14 protein-coding genes are annotated in these 19704 nt (G+C 33.7%); 3 read left to right on the forward strand and 11 right to left on the reverse strand.

The window, feature by feature from the left end; all coding sequences use genetic code 11:
• Nucleotides 1–174: 174 nt before the first annotated feature.
• The 6 genes from QZ659_RS00540 to QZ659_RS00565 form a co-directional block, all read right to left on the reverse strand.
• On the reverse strand, nucleotides 175–1566 hold the full coding sequence (locus QZ659_RS00540; protein ID WP_291720240.1) for a bifunctional UDP-3-O-[3-hydroxymyristoyl] N-acetylglucosamine deacetylase/3-hydroxyacyl-ACP dehydratase: 1392 nt from the start codon (nucleotides 1564–1566) through the stop codon (nucleotides 175–177).
• A gap of 168 nt (nucleotides 1567–1734) precedes the next feature.
• The gene (locus QZ659_RS00545; protein ID WP_291720243.1) at nucleotides 1735–3054 is read right to left on the reverse strand and encodes a GDSL-type esterase/lipase family protein; all 1320 of its coding nucleotides are present in this window, start codon (nucleotides 3052–3054) and stop codon (nucleotides 1735–1737) included.
• 82 nt (nucleotides 3055–3136) lie between these two features.
• Entirely contained in the window at nucleotides 3137–5389 is a 2253-nt protein-coding gene (locus QZ659_RS00550; protein WP_291720246.1) for a GAF domain-containing protein, read from the reverse strand.
• 213 nt (nucleotides 5390–5602) lie between these two features.
• Entirely contained in the window at nucleotides 5603–8869 is a 3267-nt protein-coding gene (locus QZ659_RS00555) for a TonB-dependent receptor (RefSeq protein ID WP_291720248.1), read from the reverse strand.
• Between the two features lie 220 nt (nucleotides 8870–9089).
• Nucleotides 9090–9908, reverse strand: coding sequence for a hypothetical protein (locus QZ659_RS00560; protein ID WP_291720250.1), 819 nt, complete (start codon nucleotides 9906–9908; stop codon nucleotides 9090–9092).
• 643 nt (nucleotides 9909–10551) lie between these two features.
• Nucleotides 10552–11529 (reverse strand): AAA family ATPase, encoded by a 978-nt coding sequence (locus QZ659_RS00565; RefSeq protein WP_291720253.1) that lies wholly within the window; start codon nucleotides 11527–11529, stop codon nucleotides 10552–10554.
• A gap of 324 nt (nucleotides 11530–11853) precedes the next feature.
• On the opposite strand from QZ659_RS00565, the gene mazG reads away from it, so the two are divergent.
• Nucleotides 11854–12729, forward strand: coding sequence for a nucleoside triphosphate pyrophosphohydrolase (mazG, locus tag QZ659_RS00570; RefSeq protein ID WP_291720256.1), 876 nt, complete (start codon nucleotides 11854–11856; stop codon nucleotides 12727–12729).
• Between the two features lie 61 nt (nucleotides 12730–12790).
• The gene (lpxD, locus tag QZ659_RS00575) at nucleotides 12791–13825 is read left to right on the forward strand and encodes a UDP-3-O-(3-hydroxymyristoyl)glucosamine N-acyltransferase (protein ID WP_291720259.1); all 1035 of its coding nucleotides are present in this window, start codon (nucleotides 12791–12793) and stop codon (nucleotides 13823–13825) included.
• 14 nt (nucleotides 13826–13839) lie between these two features.
• Here lpxD and QZ659_RS00580 read toward each other — a convergent pair whose 3' ends face one another.
• The 4 genes from QZ659_RS00580 to QZ659_RS00595 form a co-directional block, all read right to left on the reverse strand.
• Nucleotides 13840–14613 (reverse strand): hypothetical protein, encoded by a 774-nt coding sequence (locus tag QZ659_RS00580; protein ID WP_291720261.1) that lies wholly within the window; start codon nucleotides 14611–14613, stop codon nucleotides 13840–13842.
• Nucleotides 14585–15496 (reverse strand): hypothetical protein, encoded by a 912-nt coding sequence (locus QZ659_RS00585; protein ID WP_291720264.1) that lies wholly within the window; start codon nucleotides 15494–15496, stop codon nucleotides 14585–14587. The genes QZ659_RS00580 and QZ659_RS00585 overlap by 29 nt, the downstream gene beginning before the upstream one ends.
• A gap of 226 nt (nucleotides 15497–15722) precedes the next feature.
• Nucleotides 15723–16304: an RNA 2',3'-cyclic phosphodiesterase gene (thpR, locus tag QZ659_RS00590; RefSeq protein ID WP_291720266.1), complete on the reverse strand. Its 582-nt coding sequence runs from the start codon at nucleotides 16302–16304 to the stop codon at nucleotides 15723–15725.
• A 161-nt stretch (nucleotides 16305–16465) separates the two neighbouring features.
• Nucleotides 16466–18277: a vWA domain-containing protein gene (locus tag QZ659_RS00595; protein ID WP_291720269.1), complete on the reverse strand. Its 1812-nt coding sequence runs from the start codon at nucleotides 18275–18277 to the stop codon at nucleotides 16466–16468.
• A 154-nt stretch (nucleotides 18278–18431) separates the two neighbouring features.
• Here QZ659_RS00595 and QZ659_RS00600 point away from each other — a divergent pair, with 154 nt between their 5' ends.
• On the forward strand, nucleotides 18432–18857 hold the full coding sequence (locus QZ659_RS00600; protein ID WP_291720271.1) for a hypothetical protein: 426 nt from the start codon (nucleotides 18432–18434) through the stop codon (nucleotides 18855–18857).
• A 27-nt stretch (nucleotides 18858–18884) separates the two neighbouring features.
• On the opposite strand, the gene QZ659_RS00605 is transcribed toward QZ659_RS00600, so the two are convergent.
• Nucleotides 18885–19691: a hypothetical protein gene (locus QZ659_RS00605; protein WP_291720274.1), complete on the reverse strand. Its 807-nt coding sequence runs from the start codon at nucleotides 19689–19691 to the stop codon at nucleotides 18885–18887.
• Nucleotides 19692–19704 lie beyond the last annotated feature (13 nt).

The raw sequence follows: 19704 nt of genomic DNA on the forward strand, positions 1-19704 counted from the left end.
TACCAAAAAGTCAAATTGTGCTTATTTGTCTGTAGTATTGAAGCACATAATATCATAGAGAAATGAGCTTTATTCAACTAAACAGAATAAAATTTAGTGATATGCAAAAAACGCATTTGCCAGTTGAGGGCAAATGCGTTTTTTTTGACTTTGAACAAATATTCTTTCAAAATATCAGTCTTTTTTCACAATACCAGCAGATAGTGTTGCTTCACAAACTAACTTTCCAGCTACATACGCTTGTCCTTTCATTTTGGCAATACCTCTACGAATTGGAGCAACAAGTTCACACTTAAAAACGATTGTATCACCTGGTAAAACCTTCTGACGGAATCGGCAATTATCAATTCCTATAAAGTAAGACCAATAATTATTGGGATCTGGAACAGTATTCATTACCAAAATCCCTCCTGTTTGTGCCATTGCTTCTACTTGTAACACTCCTGGCATTACTGGATTTTCTGGAAAATGTCCTTGGAAGAATGGCTCATTCATTGTTACATTTTTCACACCTACCACTGAAGTCTCATCCAAATAGATAACCTTGTCGATAAGTAAGAAGGGATAACGATGAGGAAGTACTTTCGAAATCTGATTTATATCCAAAACAGGTGGCATTTTTGGGTCGTATTTTGGAATCTGAACACCAGATGCTTTTTGGATTCTTTTCTTAATGCGTTTTGCAAAGGCAACATTAGCAGCGTGCCCTGGGCGTGCAGCTAAAATTTGTGCTTTCAATGGACGACCTACCAATGCCAAATCACCCACCAAATCTAAAAGTTTGTGCCTTGCAGGTTCATTTTTGTAACGAAGTTCCACATTATTTAGAGTTCCTTCTTTTTTGACTTCTATCTTGTCTTTATTAAACATTTTGGCAAGGCGAGCCATTTCTTCATCTGACAAAACTCTATCTACAATCACGATAGCATTATCAAAGTCTCCTCCTTGAATAAGATTATTGTTGTAGAGAGTTTCTAACTCATGCAAAAAGCAAAATGTACGACAACTCGCAATTTCTTTCTCAAACTCTGAAATATCATTTAAGGCTGCATACTGGCTTCCCAACACAGGAGAGTTGTAATCTACCATCACAGTTAAGCGATAATTATCTAATGGAAGAGCTGCAATTTCTATATTTTTATCTGCATCTGTATAATGAATACTCGTATCTATTTCAAAGAAATTACGAGGCACATTTTGCTCTTCCAAGCCAGCTTCTTTTAGTCTATTGACAAAATCTAAAGAGCTACCATCCATAATTGGAGGTTCAGGGCCATCTAACTCTATCAATACATTGTCTATCTCTAAGCCAACTAATGCAGCCAATGTATGCTCTACTGTGTTTACTCTTGCCTCTCCTTTTTCAATAGTTGTCCCTCTTGAAACATCTACTACAAAATCTACATCTGCATCTACAACAGGTCTGCCTTCTATATCAATTCTACAAAATTTTATTCCATGATTTGGTTTGGCAGGCAGAAAAGTCATAGTTGACTTTACTCCTGTGTGCAGTCCAACTCCAGAAATAGTAACAGATTTTTTTATGGTATGTTGATTGGTTTTCATATTTTGAATAGATACAGATTTATTAAGGAGAAGTTATTGAATGAATGACAACCCTAAGAAAAACAGTATGATAAATTTTATATAATAATTTACAAAGGTAAAAACTTCTTTTGAATAATATGCATTCAGACAAATTTCAAATTATGAAAATAGCTTTCAGATTTTTTTTTATTTAGGTCTTTGATTCTCTAACCAATTTTGATATTGCTCTTCAATAGCTTCATAGAAGAGGTCGCCTTGTAAATTGTATCCTGTTTGGGAAAGGTGGATTCTATCGTATTGCCCTAAGCCAGCTTTTTGCCATTCAGTAATTGATTTGAAACCTCCCATTATCTGATAAAAATTCCAAAACGCTATTTTCTTTTCTCTCATAAGTTCCTGCAAACGTTTTTCAGCTTTTTGAGTATTGTAGTTGGCGTATTTTTTATAACGATAGGTATCATTTGGAGAAGTAAGCAATATGGATACCTCTGAATTTATATTTCTAATCTGAGAAATTATTTTGGAAAGATTACCCTTATAGGCTACATCATCAAATTTAGCAGGATAAGCATCATTTGTACCTAGTGAAATAACTACTAAATCAGGTTTAATGCTTCTAAGTTGAGTTTCAAAATCTTCACAGCGCAAATAATGTCTAGTTTCAGCTCCGTTGATTCCAACAGCGTGATACAAAACTCCGTCTTCATTGCTTTCAAAAGAAATACCTTGTAAAATGAAATGAGTCTGTATATCATCAGTTTTGTCTAAACCTATACTAACAGAGGTTTGAGGTACATTAAAAATAACCTCCAAATAGCCATCTGGATGCATTTTTTGAGATTTTATCTCATTTGTAGGAGCAATAATTACGGCTTCGAAAAGCTCTTCATTCAAGATAGGGTAATAAATTTTTACTTTATCTATTTTTGTTGGTTTGCGTTCATTATACTCTATGGGTTCAATGGTAATGGTCGATGTTGGGCTGGTCGTTTCGACAGTAATTCCAGAAATTCCCCACTGAGATTGATGTTTGCTACTCACCATTTTTTGGCTTGTCCAAGTACCTGTATAACGAGTTTTATAGTCGAAGGGATTATTTGTTTTGGCAGCAGAATAAGGAAAGACAAAACCACGCCCAGCATCTCCAAAACGCTTATCTTCTTGAAATAACTGTCTTACTTTTCCTGTAAAAAAATCGGCTTGAACATGAGAATCTCCTATATGTAGAATCTTGACTTGCGTAGATTTTTCTTGTTTTTCTTTCTGATTCTGCAACTTATACAAAGCCTCAAAGAAATAGTCTAATGAGGTGCTATCTTCCATTTGTATTCGGTTTGCTCCATAGTTTACCACTTCAAAATAAGGGCGTTCTTTGTAAAGCATGAAGCGAATAGAATCCTCTAACTTTTTTGTTTTTTCTTGTAAATCATCTTGACAGAAAGCAAGGGTAGGAATAGAAATTAGAATTATCAAAAACCATGTTATTCTCTGCTTTATTTTCATCATAAAATTGGCTGACTACTTTTTATAAGATAGATATATTATATCTAAGTTTGTTTCAAATACGTCTCCAAAAGGAAATATTATTTTATTTTTTATTTTCTAATGCTTCTACTTGTTTCTGACACGTTTCTAGTTTTTGCATTAGCTCTTTCTTTTCTTCTTCTATTGTTTCTATGGCTTCGTTCATTGTCTCCATACTTATTGCCATCATTTCTTCTTGGGCATTCATTTGCTCTATATATTGTTGTTGTTCTTGATGTGCCTCTTCTAACTGCTTCTCTCTTTTTTCTATTTCTTCCTGTACACTCTGCATTTTTTCCATAGCTTGCTGCATTATTTCCTCTTGCATGCGCATCTGTTCAACAGCTTCTGCTTGTTCGGCTAAAGATTCTTCTAATTGTATGGCTTGTAACTTTTGTTCTGTAATATCTGTGGCAATATGAATGACACGTTCCAAATTTTTATAATTATCCATCACAGGATAATATGTTCCCCTTACCCAAAATGAAGATTTATCTTTTGCTTGTCGCTCAAACTCTCCCTCTACTGGTATTCCTTGTGTTAGATTTTCCCAAAGTTGCATATATCTATTAGAAGTCTCATAACCATCTTTGAGTAGGATAGTATGAGGCTGGTCTTTGATTTCCTCTTGAGAATACTGTGATATTTTTAAATACAATGTATTGATTTGAGTAATAATTCCCCTTGGGTTTAACTCTATCATAGCAGCAGCTTGATTGATAGCATTGAGCTGATTTTCCAACTCCTTACTCTTGCGCTCTACCATCTCTTGAGTAGCTTGAAGCTCTTCTACATTCTGACGCATTTCTTCTTCTTGCGCTCGCATCTGTTCTGTCATTTCTTGTGATTCTCTCAAAAGCAGTTTTGTTCGCTGATTGGTTCGAACAGAAGACAATGTAGAAGCAAAATTTTCTACAATTTTTTCTACAAACTCTACACGATATGCCTCTGGAGGATTGAAAAATGCAAGTTCGATAACACCATATAGTTTCTGATTGTATTTCAAAGGAGCAAGCAAAATAGAAGATGGATTTGTATTTCCCAACCCAGAGGTAATATGAACATAATCTTCTGGCACATACGATAAGAAAAGAGTTTCTCCTTCTTGCCATGCTTGTCCTGTTAGTCCTTCTCCTTTGCGTACTTTTTTCTCTAAATATTTAGGCTTATCCCACGCATAAGCAGCAGCCAAATACATAAATTCGCCTTCATTATCTGGTGTATCAGAGATAATAAACACACCTCCTTGATTTGCCTCTGTATATTTTACTAATCGTTGAATAATAGCAGCAGCAAATTCTTCTGTATCTTTATAATTTGCCCTCAATATATCTCCAAACTGTGCAATTCCTTCGGTTATCCACGCTCTTCTACGGTCTTCTTCAGCTACTTTTGCTAAACTATTTCGCATATCTAAAAGTGCATTTCCTAGAATATCATTTTCTCCAAGAACATCAAAAGCACTATCATATTTTCCACTTCCTATCTTACGAGCAAATTCGGAAGTATTTCTTAAACTTCTAATAAGCTCTTGCAGTGAGCGTGTCATTTGTCCAATCTCGTGTTTTCCTATTCTAATTCCAAAATTGGTACTTGGGATAGAACCTTTTGCAAGTTCTCCTAACACTTGATTGAGCTTCTGAATAGGTTTTGAGACAATTCCAAAAGAGACAATACTTGCTATTATTCCGATGGCAATTGTGAATACTCCTAAAATGAGAATAATTGCGTACAACGAACTCAATGAACTTTCTACTAATGCTCCATCAACTTGTTTTTCTTGGAGTTTGCTTGCCTCTAATGCCTCTAAGTTTTTGATAAGTGTATTACTATTTGGGATAATCATTTCATTGACTAACCGAATTGCCTTTTCCCTTTTGTTGCCGTCATTATAATCTTCCGAACGATTGAGCGTATTCATTACCTCCTTTTCTGTTTGAATAATATCATCAAAGGCAATGATAATAGAATCTACACGATAGACATTTTCTTTATTTTGCCAGTCTCTTTTAAGTTTGCTAATTCGGTCTTTTACTTCTGGGAACTGTTCGTTATGTAGTAAGTTTAAATCTTCTTTGTCATCTATATTATCAGGAAGATGAATCCAGTTGGTAATGTACATTTTCGAACGAGTAACCAATAAAAGCAAATCATTGATAGCCTCAACTGATGGAGTAATCACAGAAAAAGAATGACGAAGCATACTTTGACTATGTGTAAGCCTCTCCAAACTTAGTAAGCAACTAATCAAAGCTACAATAATAATAATAGAATTACCAGCCAACACACGCCGACCAATCGTATTGAGTTTCCACATTTTGATAATGATAAATGATAAGCGATAAATGATAAATTATCTTCTATCACTAATTAATTGGAAATATAATCAAAAAGCTGGGCAATCAAAAGAATTTTATATAGATTCTAAATAGCTTTATCTAAAAAGGAGGTTTCATCAAAAACGACAAAACCCTTTCAGAAAATTCTGAAAGGGTTTTGTTTGAATGAAATTTATTTTTATCAAATCGGATTAGAATGTATAACGAACACCGATTTGCATTTGCCAACGAGAGCTATTAACTCCTGAATCATCGATATTGAAAATATCTTGAGGCTCTGATACTGTCTCATAAGCTCCACTAGAATTAATACTTCCGAAAGTAAAGTTTGGAACAAACTCTCCATTAGAAGAATCTACTCTATCAAGACTTAGAAGTTGGAATGGTCTGCTCATATAATATCTGCGTCCCCAGTCTTTATTTATCAAGTTTGTAAAATTGAAAATATCGAGAGAGAATTGAAGATTGTGCTTTGTTCCGTTAGAAGTTTTGATGTAAAACTCTTGCAACAAACGTAAATCTAATGTATTTACAAATGGAAGACGAGAACCGTTACGCTCTGCATAATCACCACGACGAGAGTCAAGGTAATCATCATTTGAAATGTAGTCATCAAGTGCTTGCCACTGCTCTTCTGGAGTAACAACTACTTCCTCACCATTTACAGTACGAGTAATTGGAGAGAATACAATCTCACTTTGGTTTGCAGGGACATAAATAAGGTCAGCCTCAGTAGAACCAGAACCTGTATCGTCGTTTGCAAGCTGTCCATCATAGATATAAGAGAAACGCTCTCCAGAACGTCCTTCGTAGAACAATGAAATAGTTGTAGCCGCATGATCTAGGTAATCTAAACGATAAGAAAGCGTACCAATAATACGAGAACCCAAATCAAAGTCAGAATAACCTAAATCTAAGTCATTTTTACCTCTTACATTTGGCACATATCTCCACTGAGATGAATTTTGAGAAGAAGTACCATCATTTACAGCCATCGAACGTCCATAAGTATAAGCAAGACTAGCTGTAAAGCCATTTTCAAATGGTTTTTGGATTTGAGCAGTAATATTATAAGAGTAACCTTCATTCGTGTTATCTCCTACCATAATACGAGTATAAGCTCCTTCAACCTCATCACGACGGTCATAATAAGGACGATTATCAGCACCAGAGAAGTTACGGGTAGCAGGTTTTGTATTTACATTGTAGTAAACAACATTATTCAATGTTTTTGTATAAATACCTTCTAAAGTACCTACCATTCCCCAAGGAAGTGATTTATCAACTGCTAATGAAGCACGAACAACTTGTGGTAGTTTGAAGTCATCTACAAACAAATCCATTTGTCCACTAGGGAGGTTATCCGAACGACCTAAGTCAGTTGCAGTATATTGATTGAATGGATCTGGACGGAAAGCTACATCACTAGCAAACACACCACCAATAGTAAGACCATTGTTGTTGTATGCACCACCAGGCCATACCAAAGGAATACGGCTTGTAAAGATACCTATACCACCACGAATTTGAAGAGAACGGTCTCCCATTACATCATAGTTGAATCCAAAACGAGGAGAGAACAAAATAGGAGTATCCCAAAGTTTACCAGATTGAACTTGGCTTCCTAAGTCTGGATAAAACTCTCTTACTTTTGCAAGAGTACTGTCATTGAATCCTTGATTTACAGATGGGTCAGAGAATACTGGAATATCAACACGAAGTCCAAAAGTAAGATTAAGTTTCTCAGAAGCAGCATACTCATCTTGTGCATAGAAACCCAATTGGAAGCCAGTAAAATCAGCAGCAGCAGCAGAACCATCACCTGTTACATTATCCACTAAAGAATAACTACGGCTATATCCACTAGCTAATGAATCATTCAAGAAATCATTAACAGACTCAAACTGATACTCTCCATAATTCTGACGGATAAATAAGTTGTAAGTAGAGTAAAATTCATTATGCGTACCAAAAGTAAGAGTGTGCTTACCTTTAAATATACTGAAATTATCAGTAATCGTAAGTGTAGATTGCTCTAATTTATTTGCTGTTGAGAAAGCTTCTGAACCTAAGAAAATATTTGCAGAACCATCATCAATGAATACACGAGGAAAATCTCCACCAATAGGGTCACGGTCATCAATTACGCTTGTATAACCAATAATCAAACTGTTAGACTTGTTGTCACCAAAACGACTTTTAAGTTCTAAAGCTGAAGAGTTTGTAACAGTTGGGAATCCAACACCATTATTACCAAAGTTTAGGCTTCCTCCCGAAGAACGAGAACGATTCAAAAAGTCTCCTTGTGTATAACTATGACGAGCAGTAAGTTTATGATCTTTGTTTATATTCCAGTCCAAACGAGCAAAAAACTTATTTGATTTTGTTTCTTCTGGATTATCCAAATAATCTCCTGGATCGTACCCATATTTGGAGATTAATGTGTTACGAAGAGTTTCAATTTCTGCTTGAGATGAGTTTCCTCTATAATCACTAAAGTTAAATGGTTGTGGAGTTTCACGACGTTCAATTTCCCCATTTATAAATAAAAACAATTTATCTTTTTTCAAAGGAGCTCCAACACGGAAGCCTGCAATACTTGAAGTAAAATCGGCTAATTTTGTACGCTCAACTCCTTCATCATCAGTAGGAGTCTTTCCTGCTAATGCTTGGTTACGGAAAAGGAAATAAGCTGAACCTTCTACTTTATTTGTTCCACTACGAGTAACAGCATTTACACCACCACCAGAGAAACCACCTTGACGAACATCATAAGGAGCTACAACAATCTGTACTTGTTCAATAGCGTCTAATGAAATAGGAGAAATGCCAGCTTGTCCACCGTTTGTCCCTGTTTCTGAAAGACCAAAAACGTCGTTATTAACAGCTCCATCAATCATAATAGAGTTGTAACGGTTGTTTTGACCAGCAATAGTGATACCTCCATTTGGAGTAACACGAGCTTGAGGAGTAGTACGAGTGAAGTCAGCCAAATCACGAGAAATAGTAGGTAATACCTCTAATTGCTCTTCTGAAACAGTAGTCTTTGCTCCTGTTTGCTCACCATCAATAATTTCTGCATTTGAAGTAATAACTACCTCACCGATAGTTTCTACATCTTCTGCAAGATCAAAATTCAAACTAAGTTTTTGTCCTAGTGAAAGATATACATTTTCTTTCTTTTGGTCTTGATAACCTACATATTGTACAGTAATAGTGTAAGGACCACCTACGTTCATATTGAGAATAGTATAATTACCACTAAGTGTAGTAACTGCACCAAACTGTGAACCTGTTGGAGTGTGTACTGCTAAAACAGTTGCTCCAGGAAGTTCTTCTCCGTTTTTGTCTTTTACGACACCACTCATAGATGCTGTTGTAGAACCTTGGGCAAATGCACCAGTAGCTACTGAACAAGCAAATACGAAAGCGATAAGGCTTAAGATGTAATGCTTCATCATAAGATTTAATAAAGGGTTGCTAAATAGAAAATTAAGTAACTCCTAACCAAGCAGTTAGGAAGTCTTGATTTAAGTTTCCACAAAGGTACGGCAGAGCATTCAATCTTTACGTTTCAGTATTATTAACAAATTAAGAATAATCGATACTTCCATTCTCTTGTTTTGAAAGAAAAATAGAGAAGCTAAACAGAAATACAAAAAACAAAAATTAAATTATTTATTTTGAAATTTGAGTGTATTTGAAATTTGTTTTTACAAAACTATTATTTATTTCACACTCTTTTTTCATTTCTTGTAAAGAAAGTTGTATTAGAAGATAATATGTTTTGTTTTTTTCTAAAAAAAGGGCATTTTGAGCCATTTGAATAGATTTTCCAAATTTTCTTTGGTTAAAAAACAAAACTCCTTGATTAAAATAAAGTAGAGGAGAGACCTGCTCCAATGTTAATAAATTGTTAAAAACTGTATTATCTAATTTTAAGACAGATTCTTGTTCTCTCTGTTTTGAAGCTATTTCTATTTGGTCTTTTACATAAAAATCAATCGCTTTTGGGGTAGCGATGAAGCCTTTTTTACTATCTGTACTCTCAAAAATAATTTCGCTTTTGTCAGAAAGTGTTATTTTTATAAAAACATGAGTAGGCATCTGAACTATCTGATAAACATAGTCAAAATCTCCTCTTTGCTTTATGTCTTCTAAAAAAATAGCATACAGCACAGAAGCTGTTAAGCAGTCGTATTTCCCACTTTCCAATGTATGATAGAAGCTAGAATACAGTGAATATTCTTTCAAAAATGTCTCTTGTACAGAAAAAAACAATCTTCTCAAGGTTTTGCTTTCGCTAGTAGGATGAATATTAAAACTTTGATTAAAGCTGATAAACTTATCAATTGCTTTTTCCTTCATCTCTAGTGTAATGGAATCATGTGTATCTAAAAATGAAGAGAGATATGAATACGTTTTTTTTTCATTGTGGGAGTTAGGAGCAGCCCAGCAGAGAGATGAGGTTTTGAATAAAAAAACTAATATGAACAAATTAAGAACAAGAAAATAACAGTTTTTTCTTGTAAAAATATTAAAATTTAATGAAAGTAGGTATGTTAAGATATATCGATATGTCTTTATATAGTATTTCAAGGCAGTATATATTTAGAAAATAGTAGCAAAATTCATAGCTTATGAAGAATCCATAAATATTGTAAATCGTTGTATTTGAATAATTCGTGAACTAATTTAATAAAAATATTAACAATTTGGTAACATTTGATTAATATTAACGATATTTTCAGAAAAAATATTATGCTAAATCAATAAAATGATGTGGTTAGGATATAATTCTAAATCCTATTTCTGTGTAAAGGATGAATGTTTTTTGCAGCCTTGAAAGACTAAAAATTTGACTTGGTAAGAGAGAGAAAGTTTATGACTAGCTGTCGGAAATATTATGAAGCGAAGTGGAAAATAGAGGAAATGAAATACTTGGTGTTCCAAGTATGAGCCGTACACTGACGATTTTGATTTTGAAATGTGATGTAGAACTTCGTTAAAGAGAGAGAAAGTAGTAGTAGTATAAAAAATGCCGATTGGAATAATGAGATAAAAATTGTATCAAAAAAAAATAGCTCACTCTAAAGAGCAAGCTACATTTCAGTTATCTATTGTTCGATGAACGAATTATTTAAACTTTATTAATCGCTACTTTCTGCAAAATACCATCAATAATATTTCTTGTCGTAATGCCTTCGGCTTCTGCTTCAAAGTTGAGAATAATACGATGTCCAAAAATATCGTAAATCACTTCTTTGATATCTTCTGGAATTACGTAATCTCTTCCTTCCATAAATGCTCTAGCTTTTGAAGCTCGGTTGAGCGCAATACCAGCACGAGGCGAAACACCAAACTGAACAAACTTAGACTCTTCTTTTAAGCCAAAATCTCTTGGAAAACGAGTCGCAAAAATAAGCTCTACTACATATTCTTCAAGTTGTTCGTTCATTTTGACTTGGTTGATAGCCTCACGAATGGCAAACACCTCATCACTAGAAAGAATAGGATTTACTTCTTCTTTATAGTTTGTATTTGCCATACGGCGCATAATTTCCAATTCAGAAGCCTTATCTGGATAAGAAATAAAAACTTTCATCATAAAGCGGTCGACCTGTGCTTCTGGAAGCGGATATGTTCCCTCTTGGTCGACTGGGTTTTGGGTTGCCAATACTAAAAATGGCTTATCTAGCTTAAATGTTGTTTCTCCAATCGTAACTTGGCGTTCTTGCATCGCCTCCAAAAGTGCTGCCTGTACTTTGGCAGGAGAACGGTTTATCTCATCTGCCAAAATAATATTTGAAAAAATAGGTCCTTTCTTTACCTCAAACTCGCCTTTGTTTTGGTTATAAATCATTGTTCCGATAAGGTCGGCAGGTAAAAGGTCAGGTGTAAACTGAATACGTTGAAAACCTAAATCCAAAACTTTTGCAAGTGTATTGACAGTAAGAGTTTTGGCAAGCCCTGGTACACCCTCTAAAAGTACGTGTCCTTGTGTAAAGAGTCCAATCAAAAGGCGATTGACCATATAACGCTGTCCGACGACAACTTTACCCATTTCAGAATATACTCTTTCTATTTTCTCTCTAAGTTCTTGATTATCAGCAGCCATATTTAATAATGAACAGTTAAAAGTGGATAATTAACGAGTAATTATCATTTGATTAGTATTTTATTTTTACTATACTTTGTGTATAGTGCATTGCCAATTTTACGTATAGGTACAAATATTTATTTAATAATTGTATTTTGCAAATCTTGTTTTGGTGTTTTAGATTCTTTTACAGGATTCTATCGGAAAGATAATGAATAATTGGCTATCTTTTGTCAATCCATTTTTTTTTAGGAAATTTGCACTGTTTAATTATCAATTACGAATTAAAAATTACGAATAAAATACATGCTGTTTTACTTGTAATTCTTTTATATATTTCTTTTGCAAAAAACTACCTCCCAAACGCTTCTTGAAAGGGTAAAAGATACCCAAAACGAACCTACAAAGGCATTTCAACGCTTGCTTTTTGTAATGGACGACCTTAGAGCAAACTGTCCGTGGGACAAAAAACAGACTTTAGAATCGCTCCGTTACCTAACGATTGAAGAAGTCTATGAGCTTTCCGACGCAATTCTGTCAAAAGATAATCCGAACGGAATGCAGGAAATCAAGAAAGAGTTGGGCGATTTGATGCTGCATTTAGTTTTTTACTCTAAGATTGCTTCTGAAACAGAGCATTTTGATATTACTGATGTTTTAAATTCAGTTTGTGAAAAACTCATTCATCGCCACCCTCATATTTATAGTGATATAATTGCTGAAACAGAAGCAGAAGTAAAACTAAATTGGGAGAGGATAAAACTTAAAGAAAAAGGCAGTTCTGATAGTTTGGGAAAGAAACAAAAAAGTCTTTTTGAAGGTGTGCCAAAGTCTATGCCTGCACTTGTAAAAGCTGTCAGAATACAAGAAAAAGCTCGTGGAGTGGGTTTTGATTGGGATAAGGCAACCGATGTATGGCAAAAAGTACAAGAAGAGGAAAAAGAACTCTTCGAACATGTTGATATTTCAGACGATACAAACCATAAAGTAATTAATCAAGAAGAAGCCGAACAAGAATTTGGGGACTTGCTTTTTTCTATGATTAATTATGCTCGTTTTTTAGGAATCAATCCAGAAAATGCACTAGAAAAAACGAATAGAAAATTTATCAGTCGTTTTGAGTTTTTGGAAACAGAAGCACAGAAAGATGGTAAAAAATTAGAAGAAATGACTCTAGCCGAAATGGAAACATATTGGCAGAGAGCGAAAAATATATAACCAATATTAAAAAGACCCTAAGAGTTTTAAAAACCCTTAGGGTCTGAAATAACATATAAAAATGGAACTAACTACACAAGCTATTGCCAATTTGGTAGGTGGGCAAGTAGAGGGAGATAAAGAAGCAAAAATTCATACGGTTGCCAAAATACAAGAAGGCACAGAAGGAGCGATTGCATTTTTAGCCAATCCAAAATACGAAAATTTTATCTATCAGACAAAGGCGACAGCCGTTTTGGTAAGTGAGAGCTTTGAGGCAAAAGAAACTGTTTCTACCACGCTTATTCGTGTTCCAGATGCTTATACTGCGTTTGGAAAACTTTTGGCTGCCTACCAGCAAATGACACAGATGAAAAAAGTAGGCATCGAAAAACCTTCTTTTCAAGCCAATACAAGCAACTTGGGCGAAGATGTTTATTTGGGAGCATTTAGTTATGTAGGAGAAAACACCAAAATTGGAAATAACGTCAAGATTTATCCCAACGCATACATTGGAGACAACTGCAAAATTGATGACGATACTATCATTTATGCAGGTGTAAAAATCTATTCCAATACACAGATTGGTAAGAACTGCGTAATTCATTCGGGAGCAGTTTTGGGAAGTGATGGTTTTGGTTTTGCCCCACAAAAAGATGGTTCGTACCAGCCAATTCCTCAAATTGGAAATGTTATTTTGGAAGATAACGTAAGCATTGGGGCAAATGCAACGATTGATTGCGCTACTTTAGGTTCAACACTTATCAAAAAAGGTGTAAAGATTGATAATTTAGTTCAGATAGCACATAATGTTCAGATAGGACAAAATACGGTTATTGCAGCGCAAAGTGGTGTTTCTGGCTCATCCGAACTGGGAGAAAACTGTATTTTGGCAGGGCAAGTTGGCGTAGTAGGACACATCAAAATAGCTGATAGAGTAACTATAGCAGCACAAAGTGGTGTTTCTAAGTCTTACACAAAAAAAGGAGGAAATCTTTTAGGTTCGCCAGCCAACGAACATGCTCAACAGCTTAAAAATTATGCTGTTATTAGAAATTTAGCTGGCTTAAAGAAAAAAGTAGATGAATTAGAAAGTAAAATTAGTGATAGATTGTAAGTGGTAAGTAGAGACTATTTCTCCACAATCGTCTCTATTTTTTCATAGTCATAAATTCCTAAATCCTTACCTTCTTTTGGAGTAGTTCGGTAGAGTGTACGGATAGTTCTTGGGTTTCTGCCTAGTTTTTCTACTACTACTTCAAATTCAAAAGTAGCAGAGGGCGTTTTTTGGTGATTAACGTGGAAAATATCGTACAGGCTTCTATCATAACTCAAGCCTATCTTGTTTTTATCAAAGAGTTGTAAAGATGGTAACAAAAGTCCGCCGTGTTCCCACAATCTATTGTACATTTTATATCTATCTTCTGTCAGAGAACGCAGCAGAGCCTTTTTATATAAAAATCTGTACAAATCAGACTGGTTATAAATACTTTCGTTCTTTATTATAACTCCTAGTTTATCCAACTCACTTTCCTCACGACCAAAATTTCCTTTAGGAGCAATCGATTCTATACTCTTGAAAGTTATACTATTTTCTAATTGCAACGAATAAATAGCTTTTTCTATAATGGCAATAGTATCTAACACTTGTCTTCCTCTCGGATTATCATAATCTAATGAAATACCATCATTATTACTTCTTTTCTCTGAAACCTCTAATTTCTGAAATGCTGTATCATATAATTGATAAATTCTATTTACTGAACTCTTCAAATCCTCCCTACTTTTCTTCTCATTTTGCTGAAAAGTATAAAATTGATAATAAAAAAAAACTACCAAAAGCCAAAGTATGGCAGATACAGTATAGTATATTCCATTAAAGTTCATTATGCCACCCTTTTCCATATTCTAAGTAAGATTTATATTCTACTACTGGAAACCACTTTAATCGTAGGTCTTTTTCATTAAAATTTTCTTCATCTATTACTAAAAATCCATCTTCGTTTATATGAAACTTGAAGTTTGTTTTGAAATTTTCCCTGTTGCTTGTGTTTTTCAGTGTGAGATAATCAAAGGACGATATTTCTACTGCTGAAACTCCATAAGCAATCTCTTTTTTTACTTTTAAAATAGGCAAAATAAAGTTATTCTCGGCTCTATCAGTTTGAGGAAAGTAAATATACTCTTCGGCTAGTAAAGTAGTTGCTTCTGAATGAATACTAGCCAGTTCTGCTTTTATTCTGCCCAAGTGAATCAAAACTTCTATTGACTTTCCTTTAAGATATTTCTTCTCAATTTCTTGATTAGTCATATCATCATGAAAAACATAGTCTTTATATTTTTGAGCAAGTAAAGTATCTGTTTTTCTGATTTCTTGTATGTAGTTTTGGAAAATACTTTGGACTGCTATATTTTCTATCGTAATATTTTGATTATACTTTTTTTGGCTATCTTCATTATCAAAACTCAACTTTTGTAGAGAATCAATTTGATTTATTTTCTGAGAATATTTTTCATAAACTTCCTCTAGCTTTTTAACTCTCTCTAAATGAACTAACAGATGTTTTGGACTGCCTGTCTCTTCTATATGGCTATGAACTAAATACTTACTTCTATCAGCTACATTTTTAAGTGTCTTTGAAAGCCTTTCTGCATCTTTTTTGGTTTGCTCCAAGAGTAGAATTTCTTTCTCATCATATTTTTCAGTCAAGAAAGCATCATAGATATATTTTCCTCCCAAAAAAAGTAAGAGAAACAAAGGAATCAGAGGATGAAGCAGTTTTTTCATAACATAATGATTGAAGCAATGAAAAGATACAAACTTTCCTACTAAGTAGTTGAGTAGTACAATTTAGTTTATAAAAACTATTGTCAAGGTCTGTTTTTTTCTTCGAAAAGATCCTTGACAAAGTTAAAATTCAACTTTTTATAAAATTGCACTAGCTTTTGAAAATAACAAAATTATACCAGCTAACTACTTAAAACAGAAAAATCTACTTTTTAGTATCTAACACTTACCCAATTACCTTATAAACCGAACCGTCTTTTGTTTGTGTACTGCTGATAAGTTCTAGTTGAGATGTTTCCCAAACACCAATTTCTCCCACCATTATTTTTTCAAGGCGTTTTTTGATAATCTTTTTGGCTTCGTCATCTGTCTTGAGATAAGCAAGTGTAACGTGTGGGTTGTAGTTTTGCGCTTCTTTATTTTCTAATTGAACATCTAGTTTTTCTAATTCTGATGCTATTTTTTCGTAAAGATTTGATAACTCTTTAGTTTTTTCTATTCCTACCCAAAGCACATGAGGAAGATTGTTTCTTTCAAATGTTCCAATGTTTTTCATTGTTAAGGTAAGCTCAAAATCTTTTGTTATCTCGTTTACAATCTCTTGTATAGATTCAATTTTCTGATGCTCAGTTTCTCCCAAAAAATGTAGCGTAATGTGCATTTTTGAAGGTTCTACCCATCGTTTTATGGGCTTCATCTCTGGATAAGATGAGAGCCACTCTTGGCACTCTTGTAATGCTTCTTGTAAAAATTGAGGTAGGGGAATGGCAATAAACAAACGAGATGTTTTTTGTAAGGGAGCTGTCAAAGTGAAAAAGGGAATTTTAACTAAAAAAATAATTAATACTGCTATCTGTGTGTTATTATTAACTGCAAAACTACAAAGAAATTGTCAAATAGCAGAAAAACAGCTTCTTAGCGTACCAAAAAAGCCATTTTTATTGTTTTTTTAGAAGAATAACACAATTTTTACTTACTCATCAACAAACAACTTTCTACCAATTTCAAAAACTCTGTTCGGTAGCCTTCCTCATCTTTTCCCTTAGCACTTTCTCCTAGCTCCATCACTTGCTGATACGACGAATTTCCTTTAAATTCTGAATGTCTCAAAAGCATTCCAAAACTTGCCACAGCAGTTGAAAAACGAAAATTATTTGACGTTTTAGATAAAGCAATATTTTCATCTTTGAGTGGACTTACAATCAATTTACTTTTCTTTCCATCTGGTTTTTTGTAGCGTAGTTTTAAGTTTAAAAGTTCATCAGAAGAAGCCACAGTCGTATAATTTGTACTTATTTTGGAGTTATTTTGATAGCGTAAATCATCTACCGAAGCTAGAAATTCGCTTTCTATTCCTACTGGAATGATTTCATAAAGAGCTGTTACAGTATGTCCTGCACCTAATTCTCCTGCATCCTTTTTATCGTCATTAAAGTCTTCTTTTTTGAGCATTCTATTTTCATAACCAATAAGGCGATAGGCAGCTACTTTTGTAGGATTAAATTCAATCTGAATCTTGACATCTTTTGCAATCGTAAATAAAGTTGCTCTCATTTCTCTAACAAATACTTTTTTGGCTTCCTGAATATTATCGATGTAAAAGTAATTTCCATTTCCTGCATTGCTAAGTTCTTCCATTTGGTAGTCTTTATAGTTTCCCATTCCAAAACCACAAATGGTTAAGAAAATATCGTTGTCTCGTTTTTTTTCTATGAGTTGTACAAGTGCATCTGCTGAACTGACACCTACATTAAAATCTCCGTCGGTACACAAAATAACACGATTATTTCCATCCTTAATAAAATTCTCTTGTGCAACCTTGTAAGCTAGTTCTATTCCTGCACCACCTGCCGTACTTCCTCCTGCCGATACGTTTTCTAAAGCATTCAAGATTTTTGTCTTTTCCTTTACAGAAGTAGAAGGCAATACCAAACCAGCAGCACCAGCATACGCCACTATAGAAATACGGTCTTTTTCATTCATTTCATTCAAAAGCATTTTCAAAGAAGAACGCAAAAGAGGCAATTTATTAGGCTCTTCCATTGAACCTGAAGCATCAATCAGAAATACTAAGTTGGAAGCTGAAAGATTTTTGTAATCCAACTCCTTTCCTTGTATTCCAATATGAACCAATTTGTGTTTTTTATTCCAAGGTGCAACTGAAATTTCTGTGTTGATGGAAAAAGGGTCATCGTTTTTAGGTTGTGGATAGTCGTAATCAAAATAGTTTATAAACTCTTCAATACGAACCGAATTAGCAGGAGGCATCTGTCCAGACTGAATAAAACGACGAGCATTTGTGTAGGAAGCGTTATCCACATCGATAGAAAAAGTTGAAAGAGGTTCTCTTTTAGGCTCAATGAATTTATTTTCATTCAGTTTTTGATAATTCTCTGTATTTGATTTTTTGATTTCTACTCGTGGAGTTTCTACAATGCAAAAGACTTGTTCTACTTCCTCTTGTGCTTCTTCTACTGGAGCTTCTATGGCTTCTACATCAGTTACAATATAATCCATTTCAATCTCTATATCTTCTATTTTTACTTCAACGTTTTCGTCTAGCTCTATATCACTTTCTACCTCTATAATTTCCTGTGGTGGTAAAATATTGGTAAGAGGAACATCTATAATTTCATTTTCATCAGAAATAGCTATACTTGTAGAATCTGCCACTACATTGTTATTTGAAACTTGCTTTTGCTTAGAACAGGCTGAAAAAACAACTACAAACAACAGAAAAAATATAGCCTTAAAGTAAATTTTTGAAAGTCTCTTTTTCATAATTGTAAAAGTTAAGTGTGAGAAAAATTATCTTCTTATCTTCTACAATCTCGTTTTTTTGAAAAAGGAACATTTTTTACTGTTCTTTTGTCTCTATTTGGCTAATAGTTATAACGAGACGATTTTTGAGTTTTTTTTATATAACTTACTAAAGATGGGAATACAAACTGAAAAGATATATTTTGAAAACGGTCTGCCAGATGAAAAGTCTATTTGTGAAATTTTCTATGATATTACAGGGTTAGAGCTTCAAATCAAGGAAAATCCTTATGAAGATGATGGTCTTAGTTATTATGTAGAAGGTTTTTATAGGCTAGACTTGGTGGATTTTTATTATGAAGGAAAGTGTTTTTACTTAGAAGCTCCAATAGGCAGTTATTATTTTTTCTATGCTCTTTTAGAGACTTTCTTCAAGGTGGGAGCAAGAAAAGTAAATCATCGATACAATTATGATAGAAATGTAGAAGAGCTTCCCAACTTAGACATTAATGACTATCTTTTACCTATTTCTGAAAATAAATATTGGGAAAACTTAAAAAAATGGAGTTCTTATAATGAATTTGAAAACCCCAAGAAATAAAGCTGTTGGTTACTGTTTTATCTACCTCTAAGGTTCGTCACATTCTTCTGTAATATCTTCAAATATAGACTTAAACTTATTATAATTTTTTTCACTTTCATCTTTATAAATTACTGGAGTTACACAATTCCACCAACCATAAGTTAGGAGTTGTGTGGTTGCATATTTTATTGCTTGTGCTGTTTTAGCTTCTTTCTCAAAGTTATCTAACAATGACTTTGGATAAGAGCCATTTTTAACTCTTTCTTCTATCATTTCTCTACAAACTTGTATAGTTCTATCATCTTGTGCTATAATAGCATCAGCATATTTTTGGCAATCTACTGGGGAATGCTCCAAAACCTTTGGATTTTGATACGCTTCAATAGCTCTTTTTTTAAAACGATATTCTATTTCTAGCTGGTTCATCTTACCTCGTAGTATACTAAAGTAGTCCATTGGAAACTTTGTTGCCACATTAGATAAATATGCACCTTTATCATTCCTTTCTTTATCTAAATCCACTATACTCAAAGTATTCACTTTTTTATAATCAGAAACAGTACAAGAAGTTTGTAAAACTATAACCATCGTACTAATAGCAAAGAGGTTTTGAATCTCCTCTCTTGTATATTTTGTAGTGTCATAAGTACCCTTGTACTCACACAAACCAAGCTGCCAACTAAAAATACCCTTTTGGTCTGTATTAGCATCTACGCTTTTTTCAAGCACTATATTTTTTGTAGTATCAATATTAACAACTTCTTTTGAAACTACTGTTTGATTTGTACAAGAAAAAAATGCTATTATAAACAATGATAAAACACTAAATTTTAAAACAAAATACTTTTTCATAATGTATTTTTTA

The organism is Bernardetia sp. (genome assembly GCF_020630935.1).
Classification (GTDB): Bacteria; Bacteroidota; Bacteroidia; order Cytophagales; family Bernardetiaceae; genus Bernardetia.